The sequence below is a fragment of the Xanthobacter sp. BG11Y11_SDJG genome, from assembly GCF_057364445.1.
On the sequence record NZ_JBNFNU010000065.1, the window covers coordinates 1 to 15,121 of the forward strand.

A 15,121-nucleotide genomic window follows, 5' to 3' on the forward strand; every position below is an offset into this window, starting at 1 on the left:
CGGTCGCCGCCGCCCGGCGCGCGGCCGGCGTGAGGCGCGCCATGGCATCCCCTGCCCTCCCGTCTGCGGCCGACGCCGCCATCGCGGCCGCCTGCCTCGATGCCGGTCTGCCGGCGCCCGTTTTCATCCGCTGCCCGCCGGGGGAGCGGCCGGAACGGCGCTTTTCGGTCTACCGCAACAATGTGGTGGCCTCGCTGATCGGCGCGCTGGAGGCGAAGTATCCCGCCGTCGCGTCGATCGTCGGCGACGAATTCTTCCGCGCCGCCGCACGTCTCTTCATCGCCGACCATCCGCGCGCGGGCCGGTGATGGCGCAGTTCGGCGGCGCGTTCGCGGACTTCCTTGCGGCGTTTCCGCCCGCCTCCGGCCTGCCCTATCTGGCAGACGTGGCACGCCTGGAGGCGCTGGTGCTGGAGGCCTTCCACGCCGCCGACGCGGCGCCGCTCACCGTGCAGCATTTGCCGGCGCTGGCTTGCGGGACGCTTGCCCTGCGGCGCCATCCGGCGGCGTTCGTGCTGCGCGCGCAATGGCCGGCGCTGACGCTGTGGCGCATGAACACGGGCCGCGCGGCGCTTGGCGCGGTTGGACGACTGGAGCGGCCGAGGACGTCCTCGTCCGCCCGGCCCGGCTTGGAGGTTGCGGCCGTGCTGCTGCCGCCCGGCGGCGCCGTCTTCCTCGATGCCCCTGGCGCAGGGTCCCGCGGCCGCCGCGACGGCGGCGCTGGTAGAGCCCGGCGCAGACCTTTCCCTCATCCTGACCGCGCTGGCCCAGGCCGGCGCCTTTGCGGCCCCGGAGGCCCAGCCATGACCGACCACGCCCTTGCCGATCGTCCGGCGCCCCATCTCCTGTGCCGGCTGCGCCGCATCGCCCTTCTGGGCGAGCGCATCCCCTATGCCGTCCTCGGCCTCGCCGCGCGGGTGTTTCCGGCGGCGGTGTTCTGGCAGTCGGGCCAGACCAAGCTCGACGCCAACTGGCGCGTGTCCGAGAATGCGGTCTATCTGTTCCAGGAGGAATACCGGCTGCCGCTGCTCGACCCCGCCGTCGCGGCGCACCTGGCGACGGCGGCCGAGCATGTCCTGCCGGCGCTGCTGGTGCTCGGGCTCGCCAGCCGGTTCGCCGCGCTCGGCCTGCTCGGCATGACGGCGGTGATCCAGCTGTTCGTCTATCCCGACGCCTGGCCGACGCACGGCACCTGGGCCGCGCTGTTCCTGCTGGTGGTGGCGCGCGGACCGGGCGCGATCTCGCTCGATTATCTCATCGGCCGCTGGGCCGGGCGCTGAGGCGGGCGCTGCGGCGGCGTCCTACTTCTTCCCGCCGCGCTTCGTGTCCGCCTTCGTCTCGGCCTTGTCCAGCTGGCATTTGCTGGCGGCCGTCAGGCCGTTGGGCGCGCCCCAGTCGTTCTGCGGCACGCCGGCGAAGGCGCCGGTGAACACCTGCTTCTCCATCTTGAACGCGGACGGCGCCTTGGTCGCCGGATCGAAGTCGATGATCCAGAAATAGTCGTAGGTCGCATCCGGCCAGTTGGCCGGAGCGTCCGGGAATTTCGCCAAGCCGAGGAGGTCATAGAGCGTCACCGGCGCCGGGCCTGCTTCTTGTCCGCCTTGCCGGGCGGGATCACCTTGGCGATGTGGTCGTGCTCCCACGTGACCACGATCGTCGCGCCGTCCCAGCGCGGATCGGTGAGCCAATCGTGCGCCGCCAGCCGCGTCTGGGCGTTGAGCTGCTCCTGGAACCCGGCGACCGTGCCCTCGGGCAGCACCGAATAGGTGATGACCGGCTGGCCCCAGGAGGTCGCCGCGGGCGTGATCAGCTCCAGGGTGTGGAGGGTGATGGCGAAGAACGCCTTGGGCGTCTCGCCGGGCCGGAACAGGCTGTCCGCCGCGCCCTTGCCCACATGCTGCGCCTTCAGCGCCTGGGAGCGCTGAACGCCCACCGGGCACAGCTGCCAGTCGTTCAGCTTCTCGCCGTGGCGCAGGAGGATGATGCGGGCGGGTGCCGCGGTCGCCGCCCCGGCGGCCAGCGTCGCCATCGAGGCCGAGGCAACGCCGCGAGCAGCCCCAATGCGGCGCCGCGGCGCGGCTGGCCAGACTCATTCCGCCCCGTGTTCGGCCCCATCTCCCGCCCCACATCCCGACCCATGTCCGCGCTCCTGCCGGATCGATTCTCTTGCCGGGCGCAAGCTTAGCGGCTCCGGCGGCGGCGCCATAGGCCGCGCGCGGATCGCAGCACGGGGCCTTCACACCTTCGCGGGAACGTGCTTCTAAGGCGTCCGATGCCACGGCGCGCGCCGCCGCGGCCTGGCCGGGACACCGCAATGAACGACCTTCGCTTGCCCTTGGGATTTGGACCCGGCCAGAACCGGGTATGGCCGCTGGTGGGCGCGGTGGCCGCCGCCCTCGCCACCCAGATGGCGGTGGAGGCGTGGGCCCAGTCCTCGCGCCCGCAGGTGACCATCACGCCGCGCGTGATCCAGCTGCCGGTGATCCCCCAGGGCAATTATCTCGACCCCGGCCCGGGTCCGGCGATCCGCCCGGACGTGAGCATCGGCAAGGGCGAGAACAACGATTATGTGTTCCCGCCCGATTTGTCCGGCGGCTACGGCTCCGGCCCGCCCGGCGATCCCACCAATAACGGCCAGTGGAGCCCGCTCGACGGCGACACGCCGAGCTTCTGAGCGGTCGCCGCCGGGAGCGGCGGCGCTCCGGTTCCCTTAAATCGCGTGCACGCGCCTAGATTTCGTGCACGCGCTTGGCGCCGAACTTGCGCGACACCAGCCGCACCCGCTCGGGGGCGATGCGCAGGCTGACATGGACCGCCCCGTCGGCATCGGCGGTGCGCTCCAGCACCTCGCCGTGGCGGTAGAGCCAGCCGAGCCCCTCCCCGTCGGCGGCGGCGAGCGTGACGGCGAGCGTCACCCGCCCGGCGGTGATGCGCCGCTCCATCAGGCCGAGCAGGTGGTCGGTGCCTTCGCCGGTCAGAGCGGAGACCGCCACCGGCCCGTCGAGGCCGTCGGCGCGGCGGCACTGGTTCTCCACCGCCTCGCGCTCCTCGCCGGACAGGCGGTCGATCTTGTTCCAGACCTCCACCACCCGTCCGCCCGGCGTCGCCTCGACGCCGAGATCGGCGAGCACGTCGTCCACGTCCTGCCCCTGGGCGTCGGTGTCGGGGTGGGAGATGTCGCGCACGTGCAGGATCAGGTCCGCCTCCAGCACCTCCTCCAGCGTCGCGCGGAAGGCGGCGACCAGCTGGGTCGGCAGTTCCGAGATGAAGCCCACCGTGTCGGACAGGATGATGCGCGTGCCGTGCGGCAGGTCCACCGCGCGCAGCGTCGGGTCGAGGGTGGCGAAGAGCAGGTCCTGCGCCATCACCTCGGCGCGGGTGAGCCGGTTGAAGAGCGTCGACTTGCCGGCATTGGTGTAGCCCACCAGCGCCACGATCGGATACGGCACGCGCTTGCGGCTCGCCCGGTGCAGGCCGCGCGTGCGCTTGACCTGCTCCAGCTCCTTCTCGATGCGGATGATGCGCTCGCCGATGAGCCGGCGGTCGGCCTCGATCTGGGTCTCGCCGGGGCCGCCGAGGAAGCCGAAGCCGCCGCGCTGGCGCTCCAGATGGGTCCAGGACCGCACCAGGCGCGAGCGCTGGTAGTTGAGGTGGGCCAGTTCCACCTGGAGCGCGCCCTCCTTGGTGCGGGCGCGCTCGCCGAAGATTTCGAGGATCAGCGCCGTGCGGTCCACCACCTTGGCGGTCCAGGCCTTTTCCAGGTTGCGCTGCTGCACGGGGGTGAGCGCGGCGTCGAAGAAGACGAGGTCCACCGCCTCCGCCTTCACGATGGCGGCGATCTCCTCAACCTTGCCGGTGCCGAGATAGGTGGCGGGGCGGATCTCCGACAGCGGCACGAGGCCGGCATAGACCACGTCGAGGCTGATGGCCGCCGCAAGGCCGACCGCCTCGTCGAGGCGCGCCTGCGGGCTGCGCCGCTCGCTTGCGCCGCGCGTCGCGCGCTTGGACAGGATGGGCGAGATGACCGCGCAGCGGGTCGGCGGCTGAATCCGGTCGACACTGCCCCGCGACGAGGCGGGGCCGGCGGCGTCCTTCTTCTCGCGCAGATCCGGGTGCCCCTCGGGATGCACGGGGTCGGTTTCGGCCGCGTCGCCGGCGCCTTTGGCGCCCCGCTTGGCGGTCCCGGTTGCTCCCCTGCTCATCCCCCTTGGCGCTGCGGCGCTCCACGGGATCAGGCCTTCTCCCCGGCTTCGTCGGTGGGATCGAACAGCTGCACCGGATGGCCCGGCATGATGGTGGAGATGGCGTGCTTGTAGACCAGCTGGGAGTGGCCGTCGCGCCGCAGCAGCACGCAGAAATTATCGAACCAGGTGACGACCCCCTGCAGCTTCACGCCGTTGACGAGGAAGATGGTCAAAGGGGTCTTGTTCTTGCGGACGTGGTTGAGGAAGGTGTCTTGGAGGTTCTGTTGCCGTTCCGCCGCCATTTTAATATCCGTTCTTTTTAGGGCGTTGAGCCCTCGGTGCCGAGCGTCCGTGCCCGATGCGCCGGGGGAGTTGTCTTCCTAGAATGGCACAGTGCTGCGGCGGCGCAATAATTTTTGCCATGCAGCATCGTCGTGCCGGCTCACATATATCATGATACCTCTGCAAAGGTGTGGAAACGTTGCCGAAGGTCCCGTGCCACCGGGCCGGGCCGGCCATCGGCGATCACGTGGCCGTCGATCTTCACCACCGGCATGACCAGGGTCGAGGCCGCCGTGATGAAGGCCTCGCGCGCGCCATAGGCCTCCTGCGGGGTGAAGGCGCGTTCCTCGATCACCAGCCCGAGCGCGCGGGCGGCATCGACGACGACGGCGCGGGTGATTCCCTTGAGGATGCCGCTCTCCGCCGGGCGGGTGACGATGCGCCCGTCGCCGGTGACGATCCAGGCATTGGTGGAGGAGCCTTCGGTGACGTGGCCGTCCGCATCCACGAACCAGGCCTCGCGGGCGCCGGACTCCTTTGCCTGCTGCTTGGCGAGCACGTTGGGCAGGAGGCCCACGGTCTTGATGTCGACACGCGGCCAGCGGTTCTCCGGCACGCAGATCACGCTCACGCCCGCCGCCGCCAGTCGGTCCTGGCCCGCCATGTCGGCGCGCCGGGCGGTGACGACGAGGCTCGGCGCGGTGCCCGGAGCCGGGAAGGCATGATCACGGCGGGCGACGCCGCGCGTCGCCTGGAGATAGACGATGCCGTCCTTCACGCCGTTGCGCGCCACCACCTCGCGCAGCACCGCCATCAGCGCCGGCCGGCCCATGGGCATGGCGATGCGCAGTTCCGACAGCGAGCGTTCCAGGCGGTCGAGATGCCGGCGCGCGTCCACCAGATGGCCGCCGCGCACCTCGCACACTTCATAGACGCCGTCGGAGAACTGGTAGCCGCGGTCCTCCACATGGATGCTGGCGCGGCGATGCGGGACGTAGCGGCCATTGACATAGGCGATGCGGGACATGGGTTCAGCTCAGGTGCGCCAGAAGAGAAGATGGACCACCACGGCGAGGCCGATGATCTCCAGACGGCCCGCCACCATGGCGATTCCCGCCGCGATCACCGATCCGGTGGGCAGGCTGGCCATCACCGGCCAGCCCTTGCCGGCCGCGTCATAGACCGGGCCGGTGTTGCTCACCAATGCCGCCGCTGCCGCGAGCGCGGCCTCGAAGCTGGGCATGCCCGCACTGACCGCCAGCAGCACCGCGGCGAACAGGATGAAGAAGCGGCCGCCCCACCCCACGACGCCGCGCATGGCCGAACCCATGCCCCCTCCCCCAGCCGAGGCCGGCTGGACCAGGCTGGGATAGACGAGGCGCATCAGGTCGCCGCGGGTGCGCAGCAGCATGGCGCGCAGGCGCAGCATCTTCAGCCCGCCCGACACCGAGAACGCACCGCCGCCCAGCAGCGCCGCGGCGATCACGAGCGCGAACGGCAGGCTCTCATAGGTGCCGTCGCGCGCACCGATCCCGCTCGTGGCGATCAGCGAGGCGGCCGAGAACAGGCCATCGCGGACCGCTTCAAGCGCGGCGATGTCCAGGGTGCGGAACAGGACGGCGCCGAGCACCACGCCCAGCACCAGCCAATAGCCCAGGAGCACCAGGCTTTCCGGCTGGTCCGGCGCGGCGGTGATCCGGCGCGAGAGCAAGGCGCGATGCCAGCGCACGCTGGTGGCGCTCCAGAGCAGGAACGGCAGCAGCATCCACTTCACCTCGGGGTCGAGGGCCAGCGCGAGGTGCGCCTCCGGCGGCAGGTGGGCGCCGGCCGAGGCAATGGCGGTGGCGAGGGTGAAGGCGACATAGAGCCCTTCCCCATCGAACAGCAGCAGCAGCAGAACCGCAAACGTCCCGCCCAGATAGAGCGGCAGCGTCTCCGCGGCGATCAGGCGAAGGTCGGCCACATCCACCGCTCCGCCGCCCCGCACCGTGCGGTCGGGCAGGCCGCCGAGCCCGGCCGGCGCCAGGATCGCCAGCACCGAGACGATGGTGAGGAAACCGCCGGACCATTGCAGCAGGCCGAGCCAGACATAAAGCGACACCGGCCCGCGATCCAGCGCCGTCACCCCGGTGGCGGTCAAAGCGGAGGTCGCCTCCAGCCAGGCCGCGAGCGGCGGAAGCCCGGAGGCGATGGCGATGGCCGGGGTGGCGGCGAGCGGCAGCACGATCCACAGCGCCACCAGGCCGCCCAGCCCATGGGAGCGGCGCAGGCGGACCCCGAGGCCCTGCGTGGAGAAGCGCAGCGCGCCGGCGATGAAGATGCAGAAGACGCTGGTGGCGAGGAAGGCCGGGGCCTGGCCGGTGCCCATCCGCGCCGCCACGGCGGCCGGCAGCAGCGCCATGACGCCGAGGGCGAACAGGGCGCCGGCGAGCGCGCGGGGGACGTCCATCATGGCGCGGCCGGCTCAGAAGAATTCGAGCGCCACGCGGAACAGCTGTTCCACGCGCTTGATGCGCTCGCCAGGGCGAACAGCACCACCCGGTCATGGGCGCGCACCACGAAGTCGCCGGTGGGCAGCATCACCTGGCCGTTGCGCACGATGGCGCCGATCCGCAGCCCGTCGAGAAGGCCGAGGTCGCGCAGCGGCTTGCCCACCAGGGGCGAGGTTTCCAGCGCCTCCGCCTCGATGATCTCGCCTGCCCCGTCGAGCAGCGCGTGCACGCCGCGGATGCGGCCGCGCCGCACGTGCTGGAGCACCTTCGAGACGGTGATCTGGCGCGGATTCACATGGGCGTCGATGCCGAGGCCGCGCGCGAACGAGGCGTAGCCCTGCTCGTTCAGCAGCGCCAGGATGCGCGCGCGCCGATCTGCTTGGACAGCTGGCAGGAGAGGATGTTGATGCGATCGTCATTGGTGAGGGCGATCATGGTGTCCGCCTCGCCGACGCCCGCCTCGTCGAGCATCGCCCGGTCGAGCGCGTCGCCGCTCAGCACCACCGAGCGCGACAGCACCTCGGCGATGGCCTGGGCCCGCTCGCGCGATGCCTCGATCACCTTCACCCGCGCCGCCTGGTTGCGCTTCTCCAGCTCGCTGGCGACATAGAGGCCGATATTGCCGCCGCCGGCGATGACGATGCGCTGGCCGGGGATCTCGTCGTGGCCGAAGATGGAGAGGGTGCGCTGCACCTGGTCCGCCTGGGCGACGAAATAGGCGATGTCGCCGGTGGCGAGCTGGTCGGTGGAGCGCGGCACGATCGTCTTGCCGTTCCGGCTGACCGCCACCACCGTGGCCTGGAGGTCCGGGAACAGGTCGGTGAGCTGGTTCAGCGGCGTGTCCACCACCGGGCATTCCTCGCCGCAATGCACGCCCGCCACCACCACCGCGCCGTCGGCGAAGGTCACGGTGTCGATGGCGCCCGGCAGGGAGAGCCGGCGCAGCACCATCTCGCCCACCTCGATCTCGGGCGAGATCACCACGTCGATGGGAAGCTGATCGCGCGCGAACATGTCGCGCCATTCAGGGGCGAGATAGGACTGGGCGCGGATGCGCGCCACCTTGGTGGGGACATTGAACAGCGCATGGGCCACCTGGCAGGCGACCATGTTGACCTCGTCGTGCAGTGTCACGGCGATGATCATGTCCGCATGGTCGATGCCGGCCTTGGCGAGCACGTCCGGATGCGAGCCCATGCCGACGACGCCGCGCACGTCGAGCTGGTCGGCCACCATCTGGATGCGGCGGGGGTTCGTGTCGATGATGGACACGTCGTTCTGCTCGCCGGCGAGTTGCTCGGCGATGCCGAACCCCACCTGGCCCGCCCCGCAGATCACGACCTTCATCGCCCCACCCTTCCCCGCCGCTTCGCGATCGACGCCGCCCCCGCGCACAGCGCGATCCGCCCGCAGATCGCGCGCAGGTTAAGCGTCCCGTGGTCCGAAGACGAGCCCCCGCTTGCCCCCCATTTCGCAGGGGTGGATCAGCCCACGCCCAGCGCCTTCAGCTTGCGGTGCAGCGCCGAGCGCTCCATGCCAACGAACTCGGCGGTGCGCGAGATGTTGCCGCCGAAGCGGTTGATCTGCGCAGCAAGATATTCGCGCTCGAACACCTCGCGCGCCTCGCGCAGCGGCAGGCCCATGAGGTGCTCGCCGCCATTGCCGTTGGGCAGGCTCGGCACCAGCGCCCCCACGTCGGGCGGCAGCATGGAGGCGGTGATGGTCGCCTCCGGGTCGCCGCCGGCGAGAATCAGCAGCCGCTCCACGTTGTTGCGCAGCTGGCGCACGTTGCCCGGCCAGTCGTGGGACTGCAGCACCGCCATGGCGTCCTCGCCGATGGGCCGCCGCGGCAGGCCGGTGGTCTGCGAGATCGAATCGACGAAGAACTCGACCAGGTCCGGGATGTCCTCGCGCCGCTCGGCGAGCGGGGCCACGCGGATCGGCACCACCGAGAGCCGGTGGTAGAGGTCCTCGCGGAACCGGCCCTTGGAAATCTCCTCCTCCAGATTGCGGGCGGTGGAGGAGATGATGCGCACGTCGACGCTCACCTTCTCGGCCGAGCCGACGCGGGAGAAGGTCTGTTCCACCAGCACCCGCAGCACCCGGTTCTGGGTCTCGCGCGGCATGTCGGCGATCTCGTCGAGGAACAGCGTGCCGCCGTGCGCCTCTTCCAGCGCGCCACGCAGGCGCTCGCGGCCCTCGCCCGCCTCCACCCCGAACAGCTCGTACTCCAGCCGGTCCGGCGTGATGGCGGCGGAGTTCAGCACCACGAACGGGCCGTTGGCCCGCGAGGACGCCGCATGGATCATGCGGGCGGTCAGCTCCTTGCCGGAGCCGGACGGCCCGACGATGAGGATGCGCGAATTGGTCGGCCCGACCGCTCGATGGTGGCCTTCAGTTGCTGCACCGACGAGGAGCGGCCCACCATGGCGCGCCCGTGCGGCGTGAGCTGTTTCAGCTCCTTCAGCTCGCGCCTGAGGCGCAGCGTCTCCAGCGCCCGCTCGGCAACCATCACCAGGCGGTCGGCGTTGAACGGCTTCTCGATGAAGTCGTAGGCGCCGCGCTTGATGGCGGCGACCGCGGTCTCGATGTTGCCGTGGCCGGAAATCATCACCACCGGCACGTCCGGGTGCTGGGCCTTGATCTCGTTGAGCAGTTCCAGGCCGTCGAGGCGCGAGCCCTGGAGCCAGATGTCGAGGAAGATCAGGTTGGGCCGCCGCAGGGCGATCGCGGCGAGCGCCGAATCCGCGTCCCGCGCGGTGCGCGCGCCGTAGCCCTCGTCCTCCAGGATGCCGCAGACCAGTTCGCCGATATCGGCGTTCGTCGTCGACGACGAGAATGTCCATCGCCATGGCTCAGGCCCTCCCCGCTGCGTCCACAGCGGAGGGCGCGGCCGGCCGCCCCCTCCGGCCGGCCGTCCTGGCGCAGGCGCAGGCGGATCCAGGCGCCGCGCCCCTCCGGGGCGTCGTTCAGCTCGATGCCGCCGCCGTGCTCCTCCATGATCTTGCCGACGATGGCGAGGCCGAGGCCGGTGCCCTTCTCGCGGGTGGTCACATAGGGCTCCAGCAGGCGGTTGCGCTTGTCCTGGGGCAGGCCGGTTCCGTTGTCGATCACGTCCATGATGAGGTCGTCGCCCACCTGTTGCGCCTTGATGCGGATGAGGCCCGGACCCCGCACGTCGCTCGGCACCGCCTCGATGGCCTCGGCGGCGTTCTTGAGGATGTTGGTCAGGGCCTGGGAAATCAGTCTGCGGTCGTACCGCGCCGGAAGGCTCGCCGGCAAATCGGTCTCGAAGGTCAGCTCGGGATGCCCCACCCGCGCCAGGAACACCGACTGGCGGATGGTCTCGGTCAGATCCTGCGCGTCCACCACCGGCTTCGGCATGCGCGCGAAGGAGGAGAACTCGTCCACCATGCGGCCGATGTCGCCCACCTGGCGGATGATGGTGTCGGTGCACTGGTCGAAGACGTCGCGGTCCTGGGTGATGTGGCGTCCGTACTTGCGCTTGAGGCGCTCGGCGGAGAGCTGGATCGGGGTCAGGGGATTCTTGATCTCGTGGGCGATGCGCCGCGCCACGTCCGCCCAGGCGGAGGTGCGCTGGGCGGCGATGAGGGCGGTGATGTCGTCCAGCGTCACCACCCAGCCGTGGTCGTCCTCGGCGGACTGCTCGGTGGTCACGCGCATGGCGAGCACGCGCTCGCGCCCCTCGCGCTGCACCGTGATGTTGCCCTGGACGATGCGCTGGCTGGCGCTCTCGGCCTCGGTGAGCAGCGCCGCGGTCTCGGGCACCACTTCGGCGAGCTTGCGCCCCAACGCTTCCGGTTCGGCAAGGCCCAGCAGGCGCTCGGCGGAACGGTTGACGATGGTGACGCGCTCGTCCGCGTCGAGGCCGATGACGCCCGCGCCGACCCCGGCCAGCACCGCCTCGGTGAAGCGGCGGCGGCTGTCGATCTGGTCGCGCGCGGTCACCAGCGCGTTGCGCTGGGTACGCAGTTCGCCGGTCATCTTGTTGAAGGTCTCGCCCAGGGAAGCGAGGTCGCCCTCGGCCCGGTTCACCGGCACCTTGACATCGAGATTGCCTGCCGCGACCCGTCCGGACGCCCACATCAGCCGGCGGATGGGCGCCACGAGCCACTTCGAGAAGTTGATGCCGAGCCACACCGCCGACAGCAGCACGATCAGCGTGATGGTGGCGTACATGGTGGCGAAGGCGAACTGGACGGTGAACCGGCGCTCCTCGAGCGCCCGGTAGTCCGCCTGCGTCTGGCTGGTGACCTGCAGATAACCGATCACGCGCGGGTCGATGGGCCGGGCCACGTACAGGAAGAGGTCGTCGAAATTCTGAAGCGGAATCACGGCGCTGACGAAATTCGCGTCGGTCGGCACATAGATGATGGGCTGGTCTACCGAGGCGTCGCCGATGGCGATGTTGGAGGGGACCAGATATTCGCGCTCGGTGCGCAGGTTCGCGCGCTCCACCACCGAGAGGTCCCGCTTGATGATCTGGGCGCCCGGCACGTTGCGCAGCGCCGCCTGAGCGGTGAGGATCTGGCCGAACTTCTCGCGATCGCTTCCGTAGAGATCCTTGAGGCGTGAAATGTCATTGGCCATCGCCATCACGTCGCCGCGGATCGAGAGCGCGTGCTCGCGCATGTAGGTCTGCGCGACCATGTTGGCGGTGCCGACGATGTCCTGCGTGCGCTGGGAGAAATAGCGGTCGAGGCTCCGGTCCAGCGTGAGGCTCGCCACCACCGCCACGACGATGGTGGGCACCACGGCGGCGACGGCGAAAAGGCCGACGATGCGCACGTGCAGGCGCGAGGCGGCTCGCCCCCGCATCCGGGCGCGCACAATGGGCGCGACCTCGAAGCCGATGACCCCCACCAGCGCGAGCGCGGCCACGGCGGAGACGGACTGGACCCGCCAGAACACGTCCTCGCTCGTCACGATCGAGGTCAGCCCCATGCTGATCAGGAAGCTGATGACCGCCCACGCGAGCGCGAGGACGACGACGGCCGGGGCGACGAAGCGCGCGAGGCCGCGGCGCTTCGGCAGCATGGGCGCGGCCACATGGTCCTCGACGGAAACGTCAGACATCAGGATTGGCCACCCCAGAGGCGGCGCCGCAACCGGGATGAGTCGCGGGCCGGGGTGATGCTGTGGAACGACACTGGTGCAAAAATGTGACAGAAACGGCCTCGGCGCCGTCTTTCTCTGGGCCGCCCCCCGGCCGCGTCACCGAACCGGTTCACCCGTACCTGCAAATACTTGCCGCCGCGCCCCCGGTATCGCGGCGCGGCGCGAATCCGGCCGCCTCAGCGGCTGGTGCGGATCACCTGGATGTCGAGGTCGCGGATCTTCTTGCGCAACGTGTTGCGGTTGAGACCGAGCAGTTCGGCGGCCTTGATCTGGTTGCCCCGGGTCGCCGCGAGCGCCGCCGACAGCAGCGGATATTCCACGTCCTTCAAGATGCGGTGATAGAGGCCGGGCGGCGGCAGCTCCTCGCCGAAGCCGCCGAAATAGGTGTTGAGGTGGCGCTCCACGGAGGCGGCCAACGTGGCGTCGGCGGGCGCATCCTCGGAGAGCGCGTTCGGAAGCGGTTCCGACAGCTCCGCATCGATGATCGCCGGGGTGATGATCTCCTGGGGATAGAGCGCGGCGAGGCGGCGCACCAGGTTCTCCAGCTCGCGCACGTTGCCGGGCCAGCGGTAGCGCTTCAGCCGGTCGAGCGCGGCGGAATCGATCTGCTTGGCCGGCAGGCCTCGCGCTCGGCCTGGAGGAAGAAGTGCCGCACCAGATCGGGCACGTCCTCGGAGCGCTCGCGCAGAGGCGGCAGGCGCAGCGGCACCACGTTCAGGCGGAAGAACAGGTCCTCGCGGAACAGGCCCTGCTGGATCAGGGTGCGCAGGTCCTTGTTGGTGGCGGCGATGATGCGCACGTCGGTCTTGATGGGCGTGCGCCCGCCCACCGTCGTGTACTCGCCCTGCTGGAGCACGCGCAGCAGGCGAGTCTGCGCCTCCATGGGCATGTCGCCGATCTCGTCCAGGAACAGCGTGCCGCCCTCCGCCTGCTCGAAGCGGCCGGAATTGCGGGTGGTGGCGCCGGTGAACGAGCCCTTCTCGTGGCCGAACAGCTCGCTCTCGATCAGATCGCGCGGGATCGCCGCCATGTTGATGGCGACGAACGGCCCGGTGCGGCGCTTGCCGTAGTCGTGCAGCGCCCGCGCCACCAGTTCCTTGCCGGTGCCGCTCTCGCCGGCGATCATGACCGTGAGGTCGGTCTGCATGAGGCGCGCCAGCAGGCGGTAGATCTCCTGCATGGCGGGCGAGCGGCCCACCAGCGGAATGTTGTCCTGCTCCTCGGTCCTCAGCCCGTTGAGGTCGCCCTTCTTCGGCTCGGCGAGCGCGCGGCCGACGATCGAGATCAGCTCCTTCAGGTCGAAGGGCTTGGGCAGGTATTCGTAGGCCCCGCGCTCGGAGGCGCGGATCGCGGTCATGAAGGTGTTCTGCGCGCTCATGACGATGACCGGCAGTTCCGGCCGCGCCTTCTTGATGCGCGGCAGGAGGTCGAAGGCGTTCTCGTCGGGCATCACCACGTCGGTGATGACGAGGTCCCCGTCGCCCTGGCTCACCCAGCGCCACAGGGTCGCGGCATTGCCGCACGAGCGCACTTCATAGCCGGCCCGCGACAGCGCCTGATTGAGCACCGTGCGGATCGCGGCGTCGTCGTCGGCGACCAGGATGCTTCCGGAGGGCATGGACACCTCAGTTGTCCTCGTTTGCAGGGCTCTTGCCGCGATACATCGGCAGGAGCACGCGGAAGGTTGTGCGGCGCGGCTGGCTGTCGCATTCGACGATGCCGCCGTGGTCGCCGATGATCTTCGCCACCAAAGCAAGACCGAGGCCACTTCCGCTGGGCTTGGTGGTCACGAACGGGTCGAACAGATGGGGCACCAAGTCGTCGGGCACGCCCTTGCCGTTGTCCCGCACGCAGAATTCGAGCGGCAGGCTGACGCGCGAGTTGGAGCCAGGCACGGTGAGGCGCACGCCGGGCCGGAAGGCGGTGGTGAGATAGATCTCGCCGTCCTGGTCGGGATCGATCGCCTCCGCCGCATTCTTAACCAGATTGAGGAAGACCTGGATCAGCTGGTCGCGATTGGCCAGCACCGGCGGCAGCGAGGGGTCGTATTCCTCATGAAACCGGATGTGCCGGGCAAATCCTGACGCGGCAAGGGTCCGCACGTGCTCCAGCACGGCATGGATGTTGACCGGCTCGCGCTCCACCGGGCGCTCGTCGGAAAACACCTCCATGCGGTCCACCAGCTTCACGATCCGGTCCGCTTCGTCGCAGATCAGGCGGGTGAGCGCGCGGTCCTCGTCGCCGGCGGACTGCTCCAGAAGCTGCGCCGCGCCGCGGATGCCGGAGAGCGGGTTCTTGATCTCGTGCGCCAGCATGGAGGCGAGCGCGCTCACCGAGCGGGCGGCGCCGCGATGGGTGAGCTGGCGGTCCATCTTGTCGGCGATGGTGCGCTCCTGGAGCATCACCACCACATGGTCCGGCCGTTCGGTGACGGGCGCGACGTGGATGTCCACCACCCGCTCGCCGCCGTTGCGCGGCGTGCCGAGGTCGACGCGATACTCGTTGACGGGCGCGCCGCGGGCGCGCACCTGCTCGATCAGGCCGAGCAACGGCGTGCCGAACGGCACGAACTCGGCGAACGGGCGGCGGCGCAGCAGCGGCGCGCTGACCTCGAAGAAGGCTTCCGCCGCCACGTTCGCGTCCACCACGAAGCCGGTGTCGGAGACGGTGAGGACAGGATGGGGAACGGCATCGAGAATGGCCCGGGTCAGACCCAGGTCCGCCTCGTGCCGGCGCTTGGCCTCGGCCTTCATGCCGCTGCCCTCCGATCGAGTTCGTCATAGGCCGCGCGGATCCCCGCCGCGACCTTCGCGGGATCATCTTCGGTGAGGAGCGGCCGGCGCCAGCGGGCGACGAAGTCCGCCCCGTGGGCGGTGCCCTGCCCCACCGCCTCCAGCGCCCAGCCGATATGCTTGCGGGCCTGGCGCATGCCGAGCGCGGTGCCGTAATGGCTGAGCCAGCCGTCATAGAGTTCCAGCAGCACGTCGCGCTGCTCTCCCGCGGACGGTCCGGCGGCACCGCGCGC

10 protein-coding genes and 5 pseudogenes are annotated in these 15,121 nt (G+C 70.2%); 3 read left to right on the forward strand and 12 right to left on the reverse strand.

Annotated elements, in window-relative coordinates; genetic code table 11:
- A partial coding sequence (locus tag AC2W7M_RS08325) for an HvfC/BufC N-terminal domain-containing protein (RefSeq protein ID WP_486131584.1) occupies positions 1 to 308 on the forward strand: 308 nt, incomplete at its 5' end.
- 494 nt (positions 309 to 802) lie between these two features.
- Positions 803 to 1,279 carry a DoxX family protein gene (locus AC2W7M_RS08330; RefSeq protein ID WP_486131600.1) on the forward strand — a complete coding sequence of 159 codons (477 nt, stop codon included), beginning with the start codon at positions 803 to 805 and terminating at the stop codon, positions 1,277 to 1,279.
- 21 nt (positions 1,280 to 1,300) lie between these two features.
- Here AC2W7M_RS08330 and AC2W7M_RS08335 read toward each other — a convergent pair whose 3' ends face one another.
- Both AC2W7M_RS08335 and AC2W7M_RS08340 read right to left on the reverse strand, forming a co-directional pair.
- Entirely contained in the window at positions 1,301 to 1,573 is a 273-nt protein-coding gene (locus tag AC2W7M_RS08335) for a hypothetical protein (protein WP_486131586.1), read from the reverse strand.
- Positions 1,570 to 2,028 carry a hypothetical protein gene (locus AC2W7M_RS08340; protein WP_486131588.1) on the reverse strand — a complete coding sequence of 153 codons (459 nt, stop codon included), beginning with the start codon at positions 2,026 to 2,028 and terminating at the stop codon, positions 1,570 to 1,572. Before AC2W7M_RS08340 ends, AC2W7M_RS08335 begins: the two co-directional genes overlap by 4 nt.
- Positions 2,029 to 2,313: 285 nt before the next feature.
- Between AC2W7M_RS08340 and AC2W7M_RS08345 the strand changes: the two genes are divergently transcribed.
- The gene (locus AC2W7M_RS08345; RefSeq protein ID WP_486131590.1) at positions 2,314 to 2,673 is read left to right on the forward strand and encodes a hypothetical protein; all 360 of its coding nucleotides are present in this window, start codon (positions 2,314 to 2,316) and stop codon (positions 2,671 to 2,673) included.
- Between the two features lie 55 nt (positions 2,674 to 2,728).
- Here the strand turns inward: AC2W7M_RS08345 and hflX are convergent, their stop codons facing one another.
- From hflX to AC2W7M_RS08395, 10 genes and pseudogenes are all read right to left on the reverse strand, one after another.
- Positions 2,729 to 4,129: a GTPase HflX gene (gene hflX / locus AC2W7M_RS08350; protein ID WP_486131592.1), complete on the reverse strand. Its 1,401-nt coding sequence runs from the start codon at positions 4,127 to 4,129 to the stop codon at positions 2,729 to 2,731.
- A gap of 101 nt (positions 4,130 to 4,230) precedes the next feature.
- Positions 4,231 to 4,485: an RNA chaperone Hfq gene (gene hfq / locus AC2W7M_RS08355; RefSeq protein WP_121623711.1), complete on the reverse strand. Its 255-nt coding sequence runs from the start codon at positions 4,483 to 4,485 to the stop codon at positions 4,231 to 4,233.
- A gap of 149 nt (positions 4,486 to 4,634) precedes the next feature.
- Positions 4,635 to 5,492, reverse strand: coding sequence for a D-amino-acid transaminase (locus AC2W7M_RS08360; protein WP_486131594.1), 858 nt, complete (start codon positions 5,490 to 5,492; stop codon positions 4,635 to 4,637).
- A gap of 9 nt (positions 5,493 to 5,501) precedes the next feature.
- Positions 5,502 to 6,917 carry a hypothetical protein gene (locus AC2W7M_RS08365; RefSeq protein ID WP_486131596.1) on the reverse strand — a complete coding sequence of 472 codons (1,416 nt, stop codon included), beginning with the start codon at positions 6,915 to 6,917 and terminating at the stop codon, positions 5,502 to 5,504.
- A gap of 12 nt (positions 6,918 to 6,929) precedes the next feature.
- Positions 6,930 to 8,304 (reverse strand): annotated as a pseudogene (trkA, locus tag AC2W7M_RS08370) (Trk system potassium transporter TrkA).
- Positions 8,305 to 8,441: 137 nt separating this feature from the next.
- Positions 8,442 to 9,809 (reverse strand): annotated as a pseudogene (gene ntrX, locus AC2W7M_RS08375) (nitrogen assimilation response regulator NtrX).
- A 34-nt stretch (positions 9,810 to 9,843) separates the two neighbouring features.
- A pseudogene (locus tag AC2W7M_RS08380) lies at positions 9,844 to 12,054 on the reverse strand (sensor histidine kinase NtrY-like); the annotation flags it as partial.
- A 218-nt stretch (positions 12,055 to 12,272) separates the two neighbouring features.
- Positions 12,273 to 13,714 (reverse strand): annotated as a pseudogene (gene ntrC, locus AC2W7M_RS08385) (nitrogen regulation protein NR(I)).
- Positions 13,715 to 13,721: 7 nt separating this feature from the next.
- A complete protein-coding gene (locus AC2W7M_RS08390) occupies positions 13,722 to 14,849 on the reverse strand; it encodes a two-component system sensor histidine kinase NtrB (protein ID WP_486131598.1) in 1,128 nt (375 codons plus the stop codon).
- A pseudogene (locus AC2W7M_RS08395) lies at positions 14,846 to 15,121 on the reverse strand (tRNA dihydrouridine synthase DusB); the annotation flags it as partial. The pseudogene AC2W7M_RS08395 and the gene AC2W7M_RS08390, both read right to left, overlap by 4 nt.